This window comes from Streptosporangium becharense, assembly GCF_014204985.1.
GTDB lineage: Bacteria > Actinomycetota > Actinomycetes > Streptosporangiales > Streptosporangiaceae > Streptosporangium > Streptosporangium becharense.
In genome coordinates this window covers 366255-386229 of sequence record NZ_JACHMP010000001.1, presented here as the reverse complement: position 1 = coordinate 386229, position 19975 = coordinate 366255, and the positions used below count along the sequence as shown (strand labels likewise).

Genomic DNA, 19975 nt, shown 5'->3' with positions numbered 1-19975 from the left:
CCGCCCGCCGTCGAGGCGCACCGTCCCCACCCCTGCGGCAGAGAGCGACAGCCATGCAGCGTGATGAAGTCCTCGTCATCGTCCCCCCCAACTCCAACACCGTCATCACCGGGCGGCTGCTGACCGTGACCCGGCCCGAGGAGCACAGCGACTGGTCGGACTTCCTGTGCCTGGGAGCGCTGTCCCTGGTGTCCGCCCTCAAGGAGAACGCGGCGTTGAAGCCGCTCTACGTGGACGGCACCGTCGTCGCGCTGGACGACGTGCTGCGCTACATCACCGACAACGCCGGTCGCATCCTGGCGGTCTGCCTCGGCGTGCTGACCGCCAACTACGAGGCGGGCCTGCTCATCGCGCGGCACGCCAAGGACGCCGACCCGCGCATCACCACCGTCGTCGGCAACGACCATTTCAGCGCGCTGCCGCGCACCTGCATGGACGCCGCCCCCTGCCTCGACTACGGGTTCGTCGGCAACGAGGTCGTGGGTCCCTTCACCCGCCTGATCGCGGCCCTGAGGGAGCGGGCGGAGGTGGACCCCGCGGCCTACCCGGGCCTGGTGCACCGCGACGGGGGCGGAGTGCGCGTCACGGCGCCGTACCGCGAGCCCGTCTTCGCGAACTACGACTACACCCTGGTGGACCACGGCTTCCCGCAGACCCCGCTGTACACCAAGCACTTCCAGACGCGCATCGCACCGCGAATCCGGGAGCTGCTCGGCCGGAGCGTCACCGCCGGCGTCCCCGTGGAGATCGGGCGGGGCTGCGTGAAGTTCGCGGGCGACGACGCGTGCAGCTTCTGCTCCATCCAGCCCGGTCACCTGTGGCGGAACCAGCTCTCCCCGGCGCAGGCGTGGTCCGCCCTGGAGGCCGCCTGGACGAGCGGCCACGACTACCTGTACCTGACCGCCGACGAGCTGCCGCTGACGTTCGCGACGCTGCTGTCCGGCATGTCCCGCGACGTTCCCGGCTGGTGGTCCGCCCTGTCGCCGGAGGAACGGCCCGTCCTGGTGGGCTACGGCCGCGCCGACGGCATCGCCGACGCCCGCAGGACGGCGCTGCTCACCTCGCTCGGCGTCCGCCAGATCATGATCGGTATGGACGCGGGCACACCGCTCTCCCTGGCGGCGATGAACAAGCCGGTCGGCGGACGGCGCCGCGACGTGCTGGCGGAGGCCGAGCGGCTGTACCGCCTCAACTCCGACGCCATCACCGTCGCCCGCGACCACGGCCTGCTCATCCGCGCCGGTTTCGTCGTCGGCCACCTCGGCATGACGAAGGAGCTGCTGGCGGAGAACGTGGAGCGGATCCTGGCCCTCATCACCGAGGGGGGCAGGAGCGGCGTCTTCTCCGCGGTCGACGTGGAGGTGCTGTCACCGCAGCCCGGCGCGCGTGACTACACCTATCTCACCTCTCCCGCGGCGGCCAGGCAGGCGGCCGACCGGCTGGGGCTGAGCGTCGCCGACGACCGCACCCTCACCGAGGTCGCGCGCACCTGGCTCCGGCGGGACGTCGTCTCGCCGGAGGACGCCATGCGGGACTACACCCGTGCCCTGATGCCCGACCTCACTTTCGACGACCTGGCCGGGGCCCGCGCGGCGATCCGTGCCCACGCCAAGCGGTGCGGCGTCGTCATCGGAGAGTGACCCCCACCGGCGGAGACCCCCAGGAGCCCCCATGCGACTGACCCCAGCGGAGAACGACCGGCTGCTGCTCTACCTGGCCACGCTGCTCGCCCGGGAACGACTGGCCAGAGGGGTGCGGCTGAACGTCCCCGAGGCCACGGCGATGATCGCTCATGCCGCCTGCGAGGCCGCGCGGGACGGAGCCCGGCTCGCCGAGGCCGTCGCCGCCGCCCGCGGCGTGCTCACCGTGGACGACGTCATGCCCGAGGTCCCCGGCATCCTGACCGAGGTGCAGGTCGAGGCGGTCTTCGCGGACGGCACGAAACTCATCGTCGTCACCGACCCCATCCCCGGCGCCGGTGACGCCGCCCGTGAGGCACCCGGGGCCGTCCTGCCGGCGGCCGGTCCGCGGCCGGAGCCCACCGGCCAGGTGCGCCTGAGTGTCACCAACACCTCCGGCGTGCCCGTCAGCGTCACCTCTCACTTCCACTTCTTCGAGACGAACCGGGCACTGGCCTTCGACCGCGCCGCCGCCTACGGCCACCGCCTGGCCCTGCCGGTGGGCACGACCGTCTGCTTCGACCCCGGAAGCACCCGGACCGTGGAGCTGACGCCGCTGGGCGGCGACCGCCGGGCGATCGGTTTCGCAGGACTGGTCGACGGCCCGCTCGACGCCCCGGGTGCACGGGAGGCCGCCCTGGCCCGTGCCCGTGCCGCCGGTTATCTCTTCGCACCCCAGGAAGGCACCCCATGAGCGACGCTCTCCGGTACGCGCGACTGCACGGCCCCACCACCGGCGACCGGGTCCGCCTGGCGGACACGGGGCTGGTCATCCGGGTCGAGTCCGACGCGCAGCGCTCCGGCGAGGAGTTCGTGACCGGTTACGGCAAGACCGCCCGGGACGGCATGCACCTGCAGGCCGAGCCCACCCCGGCCACCTGCGACGTGATCGTCAGCAACGTCGTCCTGATCGACCCTCTCCTCGGCGTCCGCAAGGCGTCCATCGGCATCAGGGACGGCCGCGTCCACGCCGTCGGCCGCGCCGGCAACCCCGACACCCTCGACGGCGTCGACGTCGTCGCCGGAACCGGGACCACCGTCATCGCCGGTGAAGGTCTCATCGCCACGCCCGGCGTCGTCGACACCCACGTCCACCTGGTCTCCCCGCGGATCATGAACGCCGCGCTGGCGGCCGGCGTGACCACCGTGGTCAGCCAGAACTTCGGGCCGACCTGGGGCTGCGGGGTCACCAGTCCGGTCGAGTCGCGGCACGCGTTCCGCGCCTTCGACGCCTGGCCCGTCAACATCGCCATCCTGGCCCGCGGCTCGACGTCCCACCCCGGGACCCTCGTCCGAGCCCTGGCCGAGGGGGGAGCGTCCGGGTTCAAGGTCCACGAGGACATGGGTGCGCACGCGCGTGCCCTCGACACCGCCCTGACCGTGGCCGACGAGCACGACGTCCAGGTGGCGCTGCACAGCGACACCCTCAACGAGGCCCTCTTCGTCCAGGACACCCTCGCCGTCGCCGGCGGCCGGACCCTGCACGCCTTCCACGTCGAAGGATGCGGCGGCGGCCACGCGCCGGACGTCCTGCGGCTGGCGGGGGTGCCGAACATCATCGGGTCCTCCACCAACCCCGGGCTGCCCTTCACCCGCGACACGATGGACGAGCACCTGCACATGATCGCGACGGTCCACCGGCTCGACCCCGGCGATCCAGGGGCCCTGCGGCTCGCGCACGACCGGATCCGCGCCGGGACGCTGGGGGCCGAGGACGTCCTGCACGACCTCGGAGTCATCCCGATCACCTCCTCCGACTCGCAGGCCATGGGACGGATCGGGGAAACCGTCCGCCGTACCTTCGCCGTCGCCGCCAAGATGAAGGCCGGCGACGCCGAACCCGGCGGCGACGACAACGAACGGGTGCTGCGCTACATCGCCAAGCTCACCATCAACCCGGCCCTCGCCCACGGGATGGCCCACGAGATCGGGGCGCTCACCCCCGGCCGCCTGGCCGACATCGTCCTGTGGGACCCGCGCTACTTCGGTGCCAAACCCCAGCTCGTCCTCAAGGCCGGCTATCCCGCCTACGGCGTGACCGGAGACCCCAACGCCTCCACCGAGACCAGCGAGCCCCTCGTCCTCGGACCGCAGTTCGGGGCGTACGGCGAGACGGCGGCCGACCTCTCGGTCGCCTTCGTCAGCCGGGCCGCGCACGACGGCGGCGACGGCATCCCGACGCGCCGGCGTCGCGTGGCCGTCCGCGGCACCCGCGCCGTCGGTCTGGCCGACATGATCCGCAACGACCGGCGGGGATCGGTCCGGGTGGACGCCGCCACCGGAGCCGTGACACTCGACGGTTCCCCCATCAGCTCCGTGCCCGCCGAGCGCACCCCGCTGAGCCAGCTGTACTTCCTGTGACCCGAGAACCCGTCAGTGAGCCGTGACCCGAGAACCCGTCAGCGAAGGAACGTGCATGACCCGTACCAGCCCGGCCGGTGAGATCCTCCGCAGAGGCCACGCGACGATTCCCCTCACGGCGGCGGAGGCCGGCGTTCTCGCCACGTTGCGGGCCGAGGCCGCCCGGTTCTTCACCCTGGACGAGGCGGTCAAACGCCGTCACGGCAGCGATGACTTCAACTTCGGCTTCCGCCCCTTCGGCCGCCAGTACTCGGTCAGCCCCGACCGGCCGGACATGAACGAGTCCTTCACCTACTGGGCGGACGCTCCGGGCACCGTCCCCAACGGGGAGGACATCGCGCCGTTCCTCACCGCCCTCGGCGCGTACTGGGCGGTCGCCGCCCGGGCCGCCGACGACATCCTCACCGGGCTGGCCGCCCACTACGGTCATCCGGAACCCGCGCTGGACTTCCGCGACTCCTCCTACCTGGAGGTCAACTGGTATCTCCGGGACGACGAGCGGGACCTGCTGCAGGACCGCCACGAGGACGGCCACCTGCTCACGCTGGCCAACTCGGACGGGCCCGGCCTGGAGACGGAGTCCGCCGGCCGGATGCGGCCCGTCGCGGTCCCGGACGGGCACCTGCTGGCGATGCCGGGGAGCCTGCTGACGTCGATGACCGACGGCCAGGTGCGGCCGTTGTACCACCAGGTCCGCAACCACCGGCTCCGGCGGCGCGTCACCGTGCTCTTCCTAGTCAATCCGCGGTTCGACCGGCCGGTCCGCCCGTACGTCACCGGTCGCTCGGGGGAGGTGGACATCGCCGCGATGGCGCGCACCGGCGGATCGATGTTCGGGCTGCCTCCCGCGCCGATCCTGAAAGCCTCTCCGCGGCGGTGACGGGTCCGGATTCCCGGGCGGTCGTGGTCCTCGATCCGCTTCCCCAAGCTGCGCAAGGCGGCCCGCACGATGGCCTCGGTGATGGAGGTGCTGATCGCCGCGCCGGAGTGAGGAGCCCTATGTTTTCCGGACACCGGAGTAAATGAACTCTATCAAGCCGCCGTACTGTTCGCGAGCCATTCGTCGAGCACCTCAACGGGAGGCCGGTATTCCAACGCCGAATGCAGCCTCCGAGAATTGTAGAAGCCCTCAATGTACTGAATGACAGCACGTCGCGCTTCCGCACGAGTGGCGAACGACCGGTGATGAACCAGTTCCGTCTTCAGCTTCCCGAAGAACGACTCGGCCATCGCGTTATCGAAACATACCCCGGTCCTGCCGACCGACCCCCGGATCCCATGCTTCTCGAGCACCTGGCCGAACTCGGCCGAAGTATATTGACTTCCCCGATCGGAGTGGAAGACCGCACCGGCCGGAGGCGGAACACGCCGCACAGCCATCTCGATCGCCGCACACACCAATGCCGCCGGATACCGCACATCGATCGACCATCCGATAACCGATTTGGAGAAGCAGTCGATGACCGTGGCCAAAAACAACGGTCCCTCGCCGGTGTCGATCTGCGTGATGTCGCCGACCATCTTGGCTCCGGGCACCGGCGCGGTGAAGTCCCGCCCGAGCAGGTCGGCGATCGGACCGGCCTGCGCATCGGCGACGGTGAGCCCCCGGCGCCGCTTGACCTGTACGGGTACCAGCCCCATCTGCCGCATGAGCCGGCGCACCAGCTCGTCGTCGACCGCCCGGCCCGACCGCAGCAGCTCGGCGTGCACCCGCCGGTAGCCGTAGGTGCGGCCCGAGTCGTCGAATATCTCTGCGATCCTTTCCATGAGCTCGTACCGGCGCCTTTCGGCGGCCGACGGCGGACGGTCCTTCCATTCGTAGTATCCCGAGGTGGACACGTGAAGAAGGCGGCACATCATGGCCACGGGAAAATCGGCCTCCTCCGCGAGGACGAGCGCGTACCGCTCGCTTACCGCTGCTCTTTCGCGAAGAAGGCGGCACATTTTTTTAGGAGGGCATTCTCCTGCTCCAGTTCGGCGATCCGGCGTTCCATCTCGCGGACCCGCGCCCGTTCCGCGGCGTCCCGCGCCTGCTCGGTGTTGCCGGACCGGCGGCGCTTTTCCTTGGCCACCCAGTTCCGGATGGTTTCCCGGGAGGCTCCGAAGTCTTTCGCGGCCTGCCCGATCGATATCTGATCATCCAGGACGGCTCTGACGACTTCGTCCTTGAACTCCTGGGAGTAGTTCTTTCCCGCCACGCGCTCTTTCCTTCCAGACCTGTCAGCACCCTACTGGGCACCGTGTCCGGAAGACGTGGAGCACCTCACGGCGAGTACCGCACATGGCCGGGCACCCGGCCGGGCACATGGACGGGCCCACCGCCGGGCACCCGGTCGCCGGTGAACGTCCAGCGGCAGGGCTCCAACGCCTTCCAGGCCACCCAGGCCACCACCCCTGGCGGTAGAACCCCTTTCGCCCCCGGCGACCACATGGTGCTGACGCTGGAGAACGTCACCCTCGCCGCCACCGCCGGGCTGGCCGTGCTGGCGGTGACCGAGAAGGCCGGCAGAACCAAGACCGGGGGCCTGAGCACCAGCCACGCGGCGGTGGCGCTGGCGAAGACCGCGCCACAGGAGCTCCCGGCGCCGCACAGCTTCCATCCGGACAAGGCCATGGTGAACCCCGGTGACACGCTCACGCTGAGCTGGCAGGGGTCCACCGGCTTCCGCTACGCGATCATGTACCCGGGCGCGCCGCAGTTCGTCCCCGTCTCCGGGGGCAGTTGGTCACCGCCCACCGTCCCGAAGCGGGCCACCACCTACATCCTCAGGGCCACCGACCCCACCACGCAGCAACAGCACTTCCTCACCACGACCGTTCAGGTGCGCGATCTCGAACTCGACACGCTCACCGCCACCACCGAGATCAAGACCCCCAGGGTTCAGGGGACCACGACCAACTGGGGCCTCACCATCACCGGCACAGGGGCGGAGATCTCCGACAGCTCCGGCGTGAAGGGGACGTTGACGGCCGGCAAGGCCGTGTTCGACGGCGTGCTCACCGGGTATGTGGAGGGGCCCAACAGCGGTGAGGGAGTCATCACCTTCCCCCAGGGCGGGGTGAAAGTCTGGAGCACAGGCGGTTCCAACGATCCGGGCACCCTGTACGTCAGTGGCGTCAGGACCGATTACGTGAGCGGGCCTAATGACGGTGATGGAGACATCAGGTTCCTCCCGGGCGGAATGAAAGTCTGGAGCGCACTCGGCTCCAACGATCCGGGCACCCTGTACGTCAGTGGCGTCAGGACCGATTACGTGAGCGGGCCTAATGACGGTGATGGAGACATCAGGTTCCTCCCGGGCGGAATGAAAGTCTGGAGCGCACTCGGCTCCAACGATCCGGGCACCCTGTACGTCAGCGGTATCAGGACCGATTACGTGAGCGGGCCTAATGACGGTGATGGAGACATCAGGTTCCTCCCGGGCGGAATGAAAGTCTGGAGCGCACTCGGCTCCAACGATCCGGGCACCCTGTACGCCCGCAACGTCAACGGAGTGGCCTCAGGACGGAGCACCCCTAGGTATGGCTGGAGGCCGACAGGAGGGTATTACTACGACATCACCGTCGATACCTCCGCGGCCGGGTTCACCAGCTGCCCCATTTACCTCATCGCTCTCGGAGGTGACTTTTACGGCGAGCATGACCTCCGCACCACTGCCATCTACAACGCCACTGCCACCGGCTTCAGGGTTGTCCTCAGATGGCGCGACGGCGTACCCATGACGCTCGACGAGGCCGAGCGGCTCGGCTGGCACATCGACTGGGTCGGCTACGAAACTTCCTGACTTCACCACCGCTCGGGCAAACAACCCCTGCATACGACATGGTCCCGGAGGATGCTCCGGGACCATGTCGTCGTGGAGCTGGTGCAGGTAAGGCGCGTTGATCACCAGTGCCCTGGCAAGCGCGTCGCGTCTGGCCCGCTCCAGCGGCTCGTGCGCCCCCTCACCGGACCCAGGAGGGGAGAACCGCCCCGGCCGCGACCGACGGTGATCATGGACATGGGACGCCGTCGGCCAAAAATGGCACCGGCGGCGAGCCCTCCCGGGGTGGAGGAACGGCGAAACAGCGGTGGCGGCGGTAAGCCGCTCCATCCGCGAAAGGCCTGTGCGCGGCGACGGCGGGCAGGAGTGAGCGTCAGTGCCTCGCCTGATCGACGTGGCGCGGCCGGGTGAGGGGGTTGCTCGCGGCCCTGATGTATGCCGACGACCCGCAGCCGGTGAGCGCGGCCGAAGGCGCTGTCGGGCGCCTGGGATCAGGCGATGGTGAGCGGCCCGTCGACCAGGTACGCCGCCAGCGGACCGGTCATCTGGTCCCGTGCCGGCGGATGCGAGTCCAGCCCATTGGCGTAGGTGGCGAGGTGGCCGACCTCTTCCGAGGCCGTGGAGTCGAGGTGGCCGAGCAGGTCGACCGCGCGGGACCACCCGGGAGAGGCTGTCCTGCACGCATTACCGGGCGTACAGCGAGTCGGCGAGCGTCGACTCGTCCGGGCTGCCGTCGTCGATCCGGCGGGCGACGCTCTCCGCGGCCGACATCGCGCCCTCGACCTCCACCAGCAGCCCGACCCGCTCCGACTCGGGCACCCGGTCGTCGAGCGGCACCCGCTCGACCAGCGCGCTGACCGCCCCGAGATAGCTGCCGGTCATCGCCCTCGACAAGCATCGACCTCTGGTCATCGTCGGTGGTGGCCAGACCGACCAGGATGGCCATCGACACGTGGTGCAAGGCGGTGGCCACGGCCGGCGACGGTGTCCTGCTGCCCAGCGCGCGCTGCACTCGCAGAGCGTCCAGGGCGGTGGCTCCCCGCCCACCCGGCGCGACAGTCGGGCCGGCATGCTGACCGCAGCACGCATTCCACCTTCAGCCGAACCGTTCAACCGATCACGCCAAGATCACGAAAGATCGAGGCTAACAGGCAAAGAAGGCCAGGTCGCTACCGCCAATTTCTGTACTCAGCCTCCTCGAAGGCCTGTCAAGCGGACGGATGCCTGGCATAACCGGCCTCGGGGAACATCGGTACAGCCGTCGGCGCTGAGAACGATCATGGTTGTTCGGGTCCTCCACTCGGGAAGCTGCGACGGGATCCCGAGCAACCCCGCGTAGTAATCACCACGGCCTGTGACCGGCGTTCGGTGTGGAATTCGGCGCGGGCGGCCCCGGGGTTTCCATGACCGCCCTCCGGAGCTTGTGCGTGCAAATCACAAATCGACGGCGGTGCTAAGAACGGATTTTGTTTCCAGGTCGAATGCCAAGTAATCTCGCCTCACTGACGCGTCGTGATGTTGCTCGTGCGAATTGCACATCGGTGTCACCGGTGATAGCGGCGGTTGCAAAGCGTGAGGAGATGGTGTGACCGGGCGCGAGGGGCCGGCGATGACGCCGGAGTGCACATCGAGCGGTTCGACGCGCTGATCACGGCGGCTCGGGACCCGAAGATCACCATCCGGGTCAACGTGATGGTTTCCCGTTTCATCTCCGATTCTTCGCCCTTCACCATGCGACGAAAGGTTCCCCGGATGTCAACCTCCACCGACGGATCGCAGGCGAGCGCGGCCGGTATCTACAACTACATGCTCGGCGGAACGGAAAACTCCGCCGCCGACCGGGCGGCCGTCGCCATGCTCACCTCCATGTTTCCGAGCGTGCGCGACGTCTCCCGTGCCAACCGCGGATTCCTCCTCCGGGCGGTGCGCGAAATGGCCAACGCCGGCATCACCCAGTTCTTGGACCTCGGGAGCGGTCTGCCTGTCGCCCCGAACGTCCACGACGTCGCACGCGAGATCCAGCCCGGTGCCCGGGTGGTCTACGTCGACAACGCCCCCGCGGTGGTCGCGTACAACCGGGCGACGGTCGACGGGCCCGGGGTGGTGACGATCGCCGGCGACCTCACCGACCCGAAGTCGATCCTCGACGACCCCCGGGTGCGAGCCACCCTCGACTTCGACCGGCCGATCGGCCTGATCACCGTCGCGGTCCTGCACTTCGTGCCGGAAGACGCGCGTCCTCTCCTTGCCACCCTACGCGGTGCTCTCGCGCCCGGCAGCTACCTGGCTCTGACGCATGCGTGCTCGGACACGATGCCGCCGGAAGAGGCGGCTGCCGGGCTCGCGATCTACCAGCGGACCAGCAACCCGGTGAATCTCCGCACCCGCGCCGAGATCCACGACCTGTTCGACGGGTTCGAGATCCAGGACCCCGGGGTCGTCCTGGTCGCCGACTGGCGTCCCGTCGCCGGCGACATCTACCCCGAGCGTGCCCATGAGTCTCTCGGTGGTCTTGGCAGGCTCCTGCCGTGAGCGTGGGGGCGGACACGGAAATCGGCATCGACAGCCCTTTCCGGTGCCGCCGTGGCCGCCCCTACAGTCGGAGGTAGTGGAACTCGTACTCGCCCATGTCCGAAGCGCCGGCCACCGCGCGTATCCGCCGGTTGCCGGTCGGCTCCATCGGGCCGCGACCCCGGCGGAAAGGAATCTCCATGAACCACGACCCGGCCGCACCCGGCGCCTATTCCGGAGACGACGGCGCGCAGCATGTGTCCATGTCCCCGTTCCTTCGGGACCGGCTCGACGCCGCCACCACCGCGGCCCGCGCCGAGTTGATCAGCGTCAGTGAGAAGAGGGCCGGCCTGCTGCTGTCGTGGGCGGGCATCGCCTACGGCGCGATGGTCACTCTCATCCTCACCGGCCCGGCCCGCTTCCCGGGAATCGGGCGCTTCGGCGTCATCGTGGCGCTGATCCTGCTGTCCGTGGCGGTCCTGCTGATCCTGATCACCATCCGCCCGCTGTCTGCCGAACGCGGCGGGCAGAGGATCCTCTCCTACGCCGATGAGCCCACACCCCAGGCCCTGATCGCGCGGATGAACGCCGAGACCAAGGACTATGAGCTGTTCCTGGCCACCGACGCCTTGAAGTTCGCCCGGGTCGCGCGGGCCAAACACCGCCATCTGCGCTGGTCCGTCGACCTGATCGTCACCGGCATCACGATCATGACGGTCACGGTCTTCCTGGAGCGCCTGCTCTGACAACACCGGGACGGCCCTTTGTCCGGGCTCGTTTCCCCAGTCCGGGTCCAGCCTGTATGACGGGAAGCCGGCCATGAGCCGATCTCGAAACGACGCCGACGGCCCTCCGCCCGCCGGGTCGCGCGTGGGCCTCTGCCGCCGGCGGGCGGTCTTGGACGATCCGCTTCGTCCGCGACACCGTGAAACGCCGCACCGAGGGAGGCACACATAAAATCCCGGCCCCGATGCTTTTGGAGAAACCTGGACCAGGTATTTTTGGTGCAATTTTCGGACCCAATCTTTATGTTCGCCCCGTCGTTGCAACAAAATGAGACAGATATGGTAAAACGCAAGGTCGGGAGGCATCTGAAAAGTTCAGATCCGTGAATATGGCCAACTGGGCGTGGGTACGGTGCGTATGGCTCTTACGAAACGGTGCGCGCACCGCAAACGCTGAAAAGGGGAAGCCATATGACGACGACCACGGAGCGCCCTGCACCCACCGAGGCACCCGAGCGCGAGGGCGGAGAACGGGCCCTCGGAGCGCTTCTGCTCGCCGCGCTCATGCGTCGCCGCGAGGAGGGCGAGGAGAGTGGTATCGAGCACCCGCTTCTGCTCGCGGCGCTCATGCGCCGCCGCGAAGGGGGTGAGGAGAGCATCATCGAGCACCCGCTCCTGCTCGCCGCGCTCATGCGCCGCCGCGAGGAGAGTGAGGAGAGTGGTATCGAGCACCCGCTTCTGCTCGCGGCGCTCATGCGCCGCCGGAGGCAACGCGGTCGGAGTCTGGTCGACCATCCCCTCATGCTCGCCGCGCTCATGCGCCGCCGCGAGGAGGGCGAGGAGAGCATCATCGAGCACCCGCTCCTGCTCGCCGCCCTCGCGGGCCGGTAGCGGCCACAGGCAAGGACATCGTCCCTCGGCCGCCGGCGAAACCAGCGGTTGGGGGACGGTTCACATCAACCGCAAAGGAGCACACACCGTGGTGACGGAGGACGCTGACAAACCAGCCGGACATGAGCCGGTGGAGTCATTGATCGACGACCTCATCCGCGACATATTCAGCGAGGCCGGCCAGTCCACGAAGGCCCGCGCGCGCGGCGGAGACCCCATGGCGACCCTGATCGAAACGGCCATCGCGTCGGCGCCGCGCACAACGCCGATGGCATCGATCGTCGAAAAACTCCTGGTCACCCAGGCCCTCGCGTCCGCCTTGGCCGATGCTCTGGCGCCCGCGCTGGCAGAGGCGCTGGCTCCTGAGATCATGAAGGCTTTGGAGCACTATCCCGCCGGGGAGCGAACCAGCGGTGAGACGGCCTCGGCGAGCAGGCAGGCCCAGCCAAGAGGCGGTAGAAGAAAGGCGTGAAGAACATTCATCGTGCGAGGTCTGGAACTCCTGGAAGGCCCTGCGCATGGAGGCCGTCGGCGCCATGGCGGACGCGCGCCACGGCACTCGTCCCGTCCGGGAAGGGGCCTTCGAAGAAAGGGAGCCGGCGGTTGATCCGTCGGCTCCCGTTCAGGCGGTGCTACCACCACCACCTCCTACGCCAACCGCATCCGCCGCCGCAGCCGCCCCACCTGCGACGCCAGCCGCAGCCTCCGCCCCAGCCCCAGTCGTGGTTGGTCGGGAAGAGCTTCGTGAAAGTCATGATTCCCCCTTGCCGACTTGCCGAGCCCCCTTGGTTGCGAGTCCTTCCGTACTCATCAATCCCGACATTAGCATCTAGAACATGACAAACAGCGAAATAAACTACCCCTTGCGCATGTTTTAACCCGCCATTCCCTGGGGGAGCGTAAACGCGACATCGGTAAAGCCTGACCCACCTCCACTGCACACTTCCTTCAGTTCGGGGGGCCGAGTTCACGTTCAGCACCGCATGTCGTCGAGGTCTTGGAGGCCGCGTGCCCGGAGGCGCGGCGTATTTGGACGAAGTCCGTGACGACATTGCGGCGTTCACCGCTTTCCCCGAGACCGTGTGGTGTCGAACGTGGAGCGGCACCCCTCAAGAGCGGCTGAACAAGGATCCGCCGCCTGGCCGACGTGGTGGGCATCTTCCCCAGCCGGGAGGTGATCGAGCTTGGCCGGGCATGGCCGTCATCGGCCGCCGGCGGTGACGCCGGTCAGGAGCGAAGGGGTGGACCGGACACCCGTCCCCGACCGTCAACCTACCGTCGTCGCACCGGGGTCTCCGCTGGATCGCGCCGCCACCCGCCCGGTGACATGGCGCCGGCCTGCCGGTTCAGCGGGGCAGCGGCAAGATCTCCCGCCGGGATATCCGGATCCCCAGCGGGAACAGGGACCTCATGCGGGATAGGGGTGAACCGTCGGCGAAAGCGCTACCGTCGGCGAAGGCGCTGCGGACGCCACGCGCCGCGGGAGCGGCCGGGATCCTGGCCGCCCTGCTGCTGGGCGGCGCCATGATCCTGGTGCGCAGGGCGATACCCGAGCACCCGCTCGGGGCGACCGCCTACCTCGCCGACATCTCCGGCCACAACGCCCTGCGGCTGGCGCTGATCCTGCTGCCGTTCGGAGGGGTCTTCTTCCTGTGGTTCATGGGCGCGCTGCGCGACTGCATCGGCGTGCGGGAGGACAGGTTCTTCGCGACGGTGTTCCTCGGCGCCGGCCTGCTGTATGTGGCGATCCTCTTCGTCTTCGGCGCGACGGCCAGAGCCTTCGTGGTCACGATCGACGCGATGAAGGGCACGATCCCACCGGCCGGACTGTCGCACTACGGGCGTTACCTCACGATCACCCTGCTCACCGAGTACGCACCACGCATGGCGGGCGTGTTCACGCTGACCACCACGACCATCGTGGCCCGCCTCGGCCTGTTCCCCCGCTGGCTGGTCCTGGCCGGTTACCTCGTCGGGCTGGTGCAGTTGCTGCTCGTCAGCAGGGTCGCCTGGTCGGAGATCGTCTTTCCCGTCTGGGTCATGGTCGTCGGCTTCGTGCTGCTCACCCTGCCGGCCGATCGCATCGATGCCCGGAACACGCCCGAACGATGACCTCTCTTCGCCGGTGTCGTCTCACGCCCGTACCACGGCGGGGACGTCGGAAGACTGACAGGGCTGGTCGGAGCCTTGCCCGCAAGCGGAGCCCGACTTCCGGGGAAGCCGGCCAGGCAGCCGCGGTGGTCGTGTCCGGACGGCGCCGGGCCGTTCGTCAATCCGTGAGGTCACCGAGCCAGCGCAGGGCACTCAGCGAGGGCAGGAAGCAGTACTCGCCGCCGCGTGTGACGACGAACCGCGGCAGCGAGAGCAGGCGCCGCCGTAGCGGCCGGCGGGGGATGGTGAAGTCAGCGGGGCCGTCACCGGATCCGACGATGGGATCTGCCGCGTCGCCCGCGCCGAAGAAGACGCCGTCGTTCATCCATTCGGACTGGACGAACTCGAACTGCCGCCCCAGGTGCGCGCCGATGAAGGCGAACATCAGCCCGCGGTCGGCCCCGTCGTCCTCCAGGACGCCGTCGGGCAGCGGCGGGCCGTAGACGGTGCCGCGTCTGATCATCCGGTGCAGCCTCGGCACGCCGGCCACCGCCGCGTCCCGGGGGTTGCCCCGGCGGATGTGGCTGCCGCCGGGGGTGAGGAATCCCGCCGGGTCGTCCTGCCGGTAGAGGAAGCTGTTGCGATACGGGTCGGCGTCGAGGCCGGGATCGTCGCGGTCCGGGCTGAGGGCCAGGGGTGCGCCGCTGCGCCAGCGGCCCATGATCTTCGCCGCCAGCAGTTCCTCGTCCGCCGGATCGGTGGCGTTGTCGCGCAGGTAGCGGCGGAAGGCGCCGACGCGCTGGTGGAGTTTCCTGAACGCCGCGTAGCTGCCGTTGCGTCCTAGCACCTCGGGCTGGGTGTTCTGGACGCCGCCGAGCTCGTCGGGGTAGCCGAGCACGAATTCGCCGGCCTTGAGCGGGGCCTCCAGCGTGTTGGATCCGGCGATGCCGCTGCCCTCGACGGCCGGGTGGCTGATGCCGTCGCGGTAGCCGAACGGTTCGGTCTCGGTGGGCAGCGCGTGGCAGTCCTGCCGCCAGATCGCCGTCACCCCGGGCAGTGCGTGGTAGGCCGGACGGGCACGGTCGATGGCCGCCTGCAGACGGGCGTTGTCGGGGGCGAGGGCCACCAGCACCACGTGGACGTCGGGCATGCCGAGCGGGGACTCCCAATGCTCCGGTGCGCTGTCGCCGACGTCGCCCAGCGCCGTGGCCCGCGCGGCCATGCCTTGGCGGAACTCCCAGGCGAACGTCTCCAGCGACTCCTGCGGCACTCCGAGCGCTCTGAGGCCGTGGTAGGTGAGCGCGACGCTGACCCAGGTCTCGCCCAGCGGGCTGGTCGTGTCGGCGGCCGAGGTGACCACCGCGCTGACGCGCCGCATCAGCTCCCGCCCGTGATGACGGTCGTCGACGCGGAACAGGAGGTAGGTCGCCGCGTACGGTGTCGGCCGCGGGCTGAGAACCCCGCGCTGGATGTCGTCGAGCTCCAGCTTGACCTGAGTGTCGTCGCTCACCTGAACCCCCGGGTGCTACTTCGCTGAGATGATGTTGTTCCAGAAGATGCGCAGGCTCTCGTCGATCCCGAACAGAGAGCTGAAGATCGTGGTGTCGGCGAAGATCACATCCCCGGCCCGGTCCCCGCCCGGGGGCATCCACAGGAACATGTTGAACTCGGTGTTGCCGGCCTCGGTGAACGGGTGCGGCGGCCGGGACATGTCGATCGGCTGCCGGCCCAGCACATGGACGACGTCGGGGTCGTCGGTGGTCACGGCGTAGTGGGGCAGGTGCATGTGGAAGTTGAAGCCGGACACGCCGTCCAGCCACCCCTTGGTGTCCAGGTCCCTGGCGATCGACAGCGGGGCGCTCCCGCCCTCCGCTGTCACCGCGGGACGCAGGCCGTAACGGTTCTCCACCGGTATGCCCAGCCCCGCCATCAGCGACCGGGTGTACCTGCCGAAGCGCTGCCGGCGGGGCACCAGCGCGTCCCCGTGATGGCGGTACTCCGCATCGCGCACCGCCAGGTCGTCCGAGGCGCCGACGTCGTGGTGCGGCCCCAGGGCCAGGCAGGTTCCCTCACGGGTGAGCCAGTCGCGCACCGCCTCGATCTCGCCGGGAGTGGCGTCCTGCCCGGTGATCATGTGGTCCAGTCCCCACACGAACAGGGTGTCGGTGTCGGCCAGCACCCGCTCGTCCAGGGGGGTGTGGAACCCGGCCTGGTCGACGCGCTGGTAGACGGGCACGACGTGCCCGGTGCTCTCCTGGACGAACTGCTGGAAGGGCAGCCAGCCCCAGAAGAACAGCTCCAGCCCGCCCGCGATGCCCTGCTGGAACCGCAGCGGATCGGACCATTTCGGGTCCTCGTAGGCCGGCCAGGCCACGCGCCGCACCTCGGTCATCGTGGAGAACCGGTCGTCGAGTTCGGCCACGTTCCTGCCGGCCTCGGCCGGATAGCTCCAGGCGACGTAGATGCTCAGCCGCCGCCGGCCGGGAGTGTACGGGCGTGGGATGTGGTGCTGGTTGTAGGTGCGCGCGGTTGGGGACGCGCTCATCTGGCTCATCTCGTCTCCGATCGGCGGCGAAGCACGCGGGTGGTGTCCCGGCCTCACTGCATCTGGTCGAGCATCTCCGACAGGGCGTTCTTGATCCGCAGCGCCTTCTTGATCTCGTCGGCGGTGACGTACGGATACTCGCCGTACTCGATGAAGCTCGGGCAGTGGTGATCGCGGACGAATCTGACGAACGCTTCGGGGTTGGTCCTCCAGTCTTCGGGGAACCCTTCGAGGTTCTCGAACGCCGTGCTGACTCCCGCTTTGGTGAACAGTGCGACGGCGTCCTCGGTGTACTTGTCGAAGTCGGTGTCGAAGATCCCCTGATACATGAACCGTGTGTCGTCGTCGAAGAGCACCCAGCGCAGGTAGTGCAGCTTCAGCGGCGCCAGGAGATACGGATCGCCCTCCAGTGCCCTGGCCAGCGTGGAGCCGTACTCGCGCATGGCGCCGGCCCGGCCGGGTTTGACGTCGGCGACGATGGTGAACCCGTAACACGCCGGAGTCTTCGGAAAGACGGGGCCGTACTTGCCCTGTTCCAGGTGGTCGGTCTCCTTGGGCAGGACGACCGCCTGCGGTCTGATCTCCATGTCGGCTTCCCCCTTTTTTTCACCCGGTCAGGGGGGAAACGGGCCGAAGGCCGCCTGACCTCAGGATTATCCCACGTCTCGATGCCGGAGAACGGGCGAGGGGGACAAGCGGGCCGGCGTGTTGACTCAACGCTTCGCCTCAGCCCGCGAGGCCATCCCGGCGAACACCCCGTAGGCGGTGACCTGCTCACCGGACAGAGACTCGACCGGCCTCTTGCCCTACCTATCGAATATCAATATATTTCTATCGTTGTTCGATCGAAGGGGAGATGATGGGGAAGCTGACAGTGCTCGCGCTGCGCGCCGTGCTCGTGGCGCTGCTCGCCGGCTCGGTGTTCGTGCAGGTGGTGATGGTGCCGTTGCTGGCCGTCGACCTGGAGGAGCTCGGCGCGGAGTTCGCGTACCTGCGCACCCCGTTCCTGGTGATCACGGTCCTGGGCGTCGTGGCGGTCCAGGTCGTCCTGGTCTGCGTGTGGCGGCTGGTGACCATGGTGCGCCGCGGAACGGTGTTCTCCCACGCCGCCTTCCGGTACGTGCACATCGTGATCGGCGCGATCGTGGCGGCCGCCGTCCTGGTGTTCGCGCTCGGCTTCATCCTGGCGCCGGGCGACCCCGTCCCCCCGGGCGTGGTCCTCCTGATAGGCGGGGGCGGCCTGGCGATCCTGGGGGTAGCGCTCGTCGTGCTCGTGCTGCGGATGCTGCTCGCCCAGGCCGTCGCGCGCGACGTCGAGGCGGCGCGGATGCGGGCCGAGCTGGAAGAGGTGATCTGATGCCGATCACCGTCGACATCGACGTGATGCTGGCCAAGCGGAAGATGTCCGTGGGTGAGCTCGCGGACCGCGTCGGGATCACCCCCGCCAACCTGGCGGTGCTCAAGAACGGTCGTGCCAAGGCGGTGCGCTTCACGACGCTCGCCGCGCTCTGTGAGGTGCTCGAGTGCCAGCCGGGAGACCTGCTGCGCTGGGAGGCCGGGGACGCCGCGGACGGGTGAGGGGCGGGCATCCCGCGGTGCCGCGAGGAGCGGAAGGGCGGGACTTCCAGGTCGGCTGGGTGGCTGGGCCGTGCCTGATGGATCGGGGGTGTGGGCTTGTCTGCCTTGCCGGGCGAGTGGTGCCCGTTTCTCCACTTCTTTCCGGTTCGCAGGTTGATTCCCACGATCCGGGCCGCCTCGCGCGTACTGAAGCCCTGATCCATGAGCCGGAAGTATTCCTCCCGCTCACGGACCAGGGCTCGTGGCCCCTGCGGTCTTCGGTCCTTCCGGATCTCGAAGTCCATCGCACCCCTTCATGCTGGGGTGTTGCGACGAACACTAGAACGGAAGATGACGGCGGGGGCTTTTGCGTATATCGGTTAGGCAGCGACCTGCGAAGTGATCGGCGCGCGGGCGGCGAAGTCCGCGACCCGGGACTGTAGATCGGCGATCTCGGGGGTGTGGTAGCGGGTCGCAGCGGACAGAAGGGTGTTGATCCTGGACGCTACGAGAGCCGACTGCAGACCGGCACTCTCCATGGCCTGGTGACCCACAGCGGCGGCTCGTTCCAGTTCACCCTCGTCGAGCAATGCGGCAGCCAGGCCGATCCGGTCCATCGCCCGCACCCGGTCGAACCCCGGCCTGCGCAGCCGTAGCGCGGCTTCAAAGTGAGGGCTGGCGGGGTGCCCGCGATGGCCAAGATGAGCGAGATCGCGGGCGCTGACGGCGCGGGCGCCGGCGTGCTCGGCAGCGTCGAAGTAAGCGACCCACTCGGGCCTATCCGTGACCTGAGCGAGAAGCTCATCGGCGTGGTCGAGGTGACGGGCAGCGTCGCGGGGCTGCCCCAGGCCCGCGTGGACGCGACCGGTCTGGGACTGCACGAGCGCCTGCACCGCTACCTGACCGTCGCGCTGGGCACGGGCTGCTGCGAGGTCAAGCAACGCGAGCGCGTCACGCAAACGACCGAAGTAGATCATCTGATGTGACATTCGGGTGACGATCTCTGCACTGCGACCGGGGATGCCCGCTTCGTTGGCGGCGTAGATGGCGTAGGACCAATATCGCTGCGCGACGGCGTAATGGCCGGCGTCGTGACTGGTCCACCCGGCAAGCGCGGCCAGGTCAGCGGTGGCGGCGAAGACACGATGGCGAAGGCCGTCCGGGACGCCAGCCTGGATACGGCGGGTGACCTCGGCGAGCTGGCCGATGATCGAGGTGCGGTACAGGGCGCCGCCGTGCGCGGACTCCAAGCGCGCGAAAACAGCGGTGACTTCCTCCAGGGCGGCGACGGTGTCGGCGCCGAAGCCACCCTGCCGGCGGCTGAGCGGACCGCCAACCGTGTCGAGCAGGTGTGAGGTGGTGGCGATCAGCGGAGTTCCGACAACGAGTTTGAGGACTTCACGGCGATCGAACATCAACAGGTCCATCCGAGTCCATCGGGCCAAGGTCTCCGCGGCGGGTTCTCTCAGCAGTGGTAGCTCGATTTTATCCAGGGGTAAAGCGACGGCCATCAAACCAAGATCACCGGGTGTCAGGGGGCGGCGTAGTTCATCGGACAGTACCTGCGCGAGCAGTTCAGGTACCGGGGGGCGGGGCTGCTCCCCGTTCAACCACCGCCGCACCCGCGTAGTGTCTGGGGAGATCTGCCGGTGTCCACGATGTTTGGCGAGCACCCCGACCCTGCGACTGACCTCCCCGAGGGATAAGCCGCTGGCTTGGACCCACGCCTGTAGTTGGAGGTTCACGGCGTTCTCGGCCATCGGTGCTCCTCAGCCGTAGTGACTCAGGATGAGATTTTCGCCACTTTCCGCGACCCTCACGCTACTGGCCCGGACCCCCGTTCGCAGCGGA

The 19975-nt window shown here is 68.6% G+C and carries 20 protein-coding genes and 2 pseudogenes; 12 read left to right on the top strand and 10 right to left on the bottom strand.

Annotated elements, in window-relative coordinates:
- Window positions 1-53: 53 nt before the first annotated feature.
- The 4 genes from F4562_RS01765 to F4562_RS01750 are packed head-to-tail and all read left to right on the top strand — an operon-like array spanning window position 54 to window position 4920.
- Complete coding sequence (locus F4562_RS01765; RefSeq protein ID WP_184540446.1) at window positions 54-1640, top strand: B12-binding domain-containing radical SAM protein; 1587 nt, start codon at window positions 54-56, stop codon at window positions 1638-1640.
- A gap of 31 nt (window positions 1641-1671) precedes the next feature.
- The gene (ureA, locus tag F4562_RS01760; RefSeq protein ID WP_184540444.1) at window positions 1672-2373 is read left to right on the top strand and encodes an urease subunit gamma; all 702 of its coding nucleotides are present in this window, start codon (window positions 1672-1674) and stop codon (window positions 2371-2373) included.
- A complete protein-coding gene (locus F4562_RS01755; protein ID WP_184540441.1) occupies window positions 2370-4040 on the top strand; it encodes an urease subunit alpha in 1671 nt (556 codons plus the stop codon). Before ureA ends, F4562_RS01755 begins: the two co-directional genes overlap by 4 nt.
- Window positions 4041-4095: 55 nt before the next feature.
- On the top strand, window positions 4096-4920 hold the full coding sequence (locus F4562_RS01750; protein WP_184540439.1) for an isopenicillin N synthase family oxygenase: 825 nt from the start codon (window positions 4096-4098) through the stop codon (window positions 4918-4920).
- Between the two features lie 152 nt (window positions 4921-5072).
- On the opposite strand, the gene F4562_RS01745 is transcribed toward F4562_RS01750, so the two are convergent.
- Together F4562_RS01745 and F4562_RS01740 are read right to left on the bottom strand one after the other, a co-directional pair.
- On the bottom strand, window positions 5073-5984 hold the full coding sequence (locus F4562_RS01745; RefSeq protein ID WP_184540437.1) for an IS3 family transposase: 912 nt from the start codon (window positions 5982-5984) through the stop codon (window positions 5073-5075).
- Entirely contained in the window at window positions 5951-6238 is a 288-nt protein-coding gene (locus F4562_RS01740; RefSeq protein WP_184540435.1) for a transposase, read from the bottom strand. Before F4562_RS01740 ends, F4562_RS01745 begins: the two co-directional genes overlap by 34 nt.
- Before the next feature lie 141 nt (window positions 6239-6379).
- On the opposite strand from F4562_RS01740, the gene F4562_RS01735 reads away from it, so the two are divergent.
- Window positions 6380-7825 carry a hypothetical protein gene (locus tag F4562_RS01735; protein WP_184854756.1) on the top strand — a complete coding sequence of 482 codons (1446 nt, stop codon included), beginning with the start codon at window positions 6380-6382 and terminating at the stop codon, window positions 7823-7825.
- Window positions 7826-8488: 663 nt separating this feature from the next.
- On the opposite strand, the gene F4562_RS01730 is transcribed toward F4562_RS01735, so the two are convergent.
- Complete coding sequence (locus F4562_RS01730; RefSeq protein ID WP_184540429.1) at window positions 8489-8698, bottom strand: hypothetical protein; 210 nt, start codon at window positions 8696-8698, stop codon at window positions 8489-8491.
- A gap of 858 nt (window positions 8699-9556) precedes the next feature.
- Here F4562_RS01730 and F4562_RS01725 point away from each other — a divergent pair.
- The 4 genes from F4562_RS01725 (at window position 9557) to F4562_RS01710 (ending at window position 12403) form a co-directional block, all read left to right on the top strand.
- Window positions 9557-10336 carry an SAM-dependent methyltransferase gene (locus tag F4562_RS01725; protein ID WP_184540427.1) on the top strand — a complete coding sequence of 260 codons (780 nt, stop codon included), beginning with the start codon at window positions 9557-9559 and terminating at the stop codon, window positions 10334-10336.
- Between the two features lie 179 nt (window positions 10337-10515).
- Entirely contained in the window at window positions 10516-11061 is a 546-nt protein-coding gene (locus F4562_RS01720; protein ID WP_184540425.1) for a Pycsar system effector family protein, read from the top strand.
- 450 nt (window positions 11062-11511) lie between these two features.
- Window positions 11512-11931 (top strand): hypothetical protein, encoded by a 420-nt coding sequence (locus tag F4562_RS01715; RefSeq protein ID WP_184540423.1) that lies wholly within the window; start codon window positions 11512-11514, stop codon window positions 11929-11931.
- A gap of 88 nt (window positions 11932-12019) precedes the next feature.
- Window positions 12020-12403: a hypothetical protein gene (locus F4562_RS01710; protein ID WP_184540421.1), complete on the top strand. Its 384-nt coding sequence runs from the start codon at window positions 12020-12022 to the stop codon at window positions 12401-12403.
- A gap of 160 nt (window positions 12404-12563) precedes the next feature.
- Here F4562_RS01710 and F4562_RS35620 read toward each other — a convergent pair whose 3' ends face one another.
- Window positions 12564-12686 carry a hypothetical protein gene (locus F4562_RS35620; RefSeq protein ID WP_260315881.1) on the bottom strand — a complete coding sequence of 41 codons (123 nt, stop codon included), beginning with the start codon at window positions 12684-12686 and terminating at the stop codon, window positions 12564-12566.
- A gap of 354 nt (window positions 12687-13040) precedes the next feature.
- Window positions 13041-13244: pseudogene (locus F4562_RS36610) on the bottom strand (hypothetical protein); the annotation flags it as partial.
- Window positions 13245-13341: 97 nt separating this feature from the next.
- On the opposite strand from F4562_RS36610, the gene F4562_RS01700 reads away from it, so the two are divergent.
- Window positions 13342-14043, top strand: coding sequence for a hypothetical protein (locus tag F4562_RS01700; protein ID WP_184540419.1), 702 nt, complete (start codon window positions 13342-13344; stop codon window positions 14041-14043).
- 157 nt (window positions 14044-14200) lie between these two features.
- Here the strand turns inward: F4562_RS01700 and F4562_RS01695 are convergent, their stop codons facing one another.
- The 3 genes from F4562_RS01695 to F4562_RS01685 are packed head-to-tail and all read right to left on the bottom strand — an operon-like array spanning window position 14201 to window position 17154.
- A complete protein-coding gene (locus F4562_RS01695; RefSeq protein ID WP_184540417.1) occupies window positions 14201-15532 on the bottom strand; it encodes a Dyp-type peroxidase in 1332 nt (443 codons plus the stop codon).
- A 15-nt stretch (window positions 15533-15547) separates the two neighbouring features.
- Window positions 15548-16567: a hypothetical protein gene (locus F4562_RS01690; RefSeq protein WP_184540415.1), complete on the bottom strand. Its 1020-nt coding sequence runs from the start codon at window positions 16565-16567 to the stop codon at window positions 15548-15550.
- Between the two features lie 53 nt (window positions 16568-16620).
- Window positions 16621-17154 (bottom strand): hypothetical protein, encoded by a 534-nt coding sequence (locus F4562_RS01685; RefSeq protein ID WP_184540413.1) that lies wholly within the window; start codon window positions 17152-17154, stop codon window positions 16621-16623.
- A 272-nt stretch (window positions 17155-17426) separates the two neighbouring features.
- On the opposite strand from F4562_RS01685, the gene F4562_RS01680 reads away from it, so the two are divergent.
- Both F4562_RS01680 and F4562_RS01675 read left to right on the top strand, forming a co-directional pair.
- Window positions 17427-17924, top strand: coding sequence for a DUF2975 domain-containing protein (locus F4562_RS01680; RefSeq protein WP_184540411.1), 498 nt, complete (start codon window positions 17427-17429; stop codon window positions 17922-17924).
- On the top strand, window positions 17924-18145 hold the full coding sequence (locus F4562_RS01675) for a helix-turn-helix domain-containing protein (protein WP_184540409.1): 222 nt from the start codon (window positions 17924-17926) through the stop codon (window positions 18143-18145). Before F4562_RS01680 ends, F4562_RS01675 begins: the two co-directional genes overlap by 1 nt.
- Before the next feature lie 62 nt (window positions 18146-18207).
- Here F4562_RS01675 and F4562_RS36785 read toward each other — a convergent pair.
- A pseudogene (locus F4562_RS36785) lies at window positions 18208-18429 on the bottom strand (helix-turn-helix domain-containing protein); the annotation flags it as partial.
- A gap of 75 nt (window positions 18430-18504) precedes the next feature.
- Window positions 18505-19884: an NsdA family TPR-like regulatory protein gene (locus F4562_RS01670; protein WP_184540407.1), complete on the bottom strand. Its 1380-nt coding sequence runs from the start codon at window positions 19882-19884 to the stop codon at window positions 18505-18507.
- Between the last annotated feature and the right edge of the window lie 91 nt (window positions 19885-19975).

Excerpts from the sequence above, each read along its gene's own strand:
- F4562_RS01765 (WP_184540446.1), top strand. The coding sequence starts at position 54 with ATGCAGCGTGATGAAGTCCTCGTCATCGTCCCCCCCAACTCCAACACC.
- ureA (WP_184540444.1), top strand. The coding sequence starts at position 1,672 with ATGCGACTGACCCCAGCGGAGAACGACCGGCTGCTGCTCTACCTGGCC.
- F4562_RS01755 (WP_184540441.1), top strand. The coding sequence starts at position 2,370 with ATGAGCGACGCTCTCCGGTACGCGCGACTGCACGGCCCCACCACCGGC.
- F4562_RS01750 (WP_184540439.1), top strand. The coding sequence starts at position 4,096 with ATGACCCGTACCAGCCCGGCCGGTGAGATCCTCCGCAGAGGCCACGCG.
- F4562_RS01745 (WP_184540437.1), bottom strand. The coding sequence starts at position 5,984 with ATGTGCCGCCTTCTTCGCGAAAGAGCAGCGGTAAGCGAGCGGTACGCG.
- F4562_RS01725 (WP_184540427.1), top strand. The coding sequence starts at position 9,557 with ATGTCAACCTCCACCGACGGATCGCAGGCGAGCGCGGCCGGTATCTAC.
- F4562_RS01720 (WP_184540425.1), top strand. The coding sequence starts at position 10,516 with ATGAACCACGACCCGGCCGCACCCGGCGCCTATTCCGGAGACGACGGC.
- F4562_RS01715 (WP_184540423.1), top strand. The coding sequence starts at position 11,512 with ATGACGACGACCACGGAGCGCCCTGCACCCACCGAGGCACCCGAGCGC.
- F4562_RS35620 (WP_260315881.1), bottom strand. The coding sequence starts at position 12,686 with ATGACTTTCACGAAGCTCTTCCCGACCAACCACGACTGGGGCTGGGGC.
- F4562_RS01700 (WP_184540419.1), top strand. The coding sequence starts at position 13,342 with ATGCGGGATAGGGGTGAACCGTCGGCGAAAGCGCTACCGTCGGCGAAG.
- F4562_RS01690 (WP_184540415.1), bottom strand. The coding sequence starts at position 16,567 with ATGAGCGCGTCCCCAACCGCGCGCACCTACAACCAGCACCACATCCCA.
- F4562_RS01685 (WP_184540413.1), bottom strand. The coding sequence starts at position 17,154 with ATGGAGATCAGACCGCAGGCGGTCGTCCTGCCCAAGGAGACCGACCAC.
- F4562_RS01680 (WP_184540411.1), top strand. The coding sequence starts at position 17,427 with ATGGGGAAGCTGACAGTGCTCGCGCTGCGCGCCGTGCTCGTGGCGCTG.
- F4562_RS01675 (WP_184540409.1), top strand. The coding sequence starts at position 17,924 with ATGCCGATCACCGTCGACATCGACGTGATGCTGGCCAAGCGGAAGATG.
- F4562_RS01670 (WP_184540407.1), bottom strand. The coding sequence starts at position 19,884 with ATGGCCGAGAACGCCGTGAACCTCCAACTACAGGCGTGGGTCCAAGCC.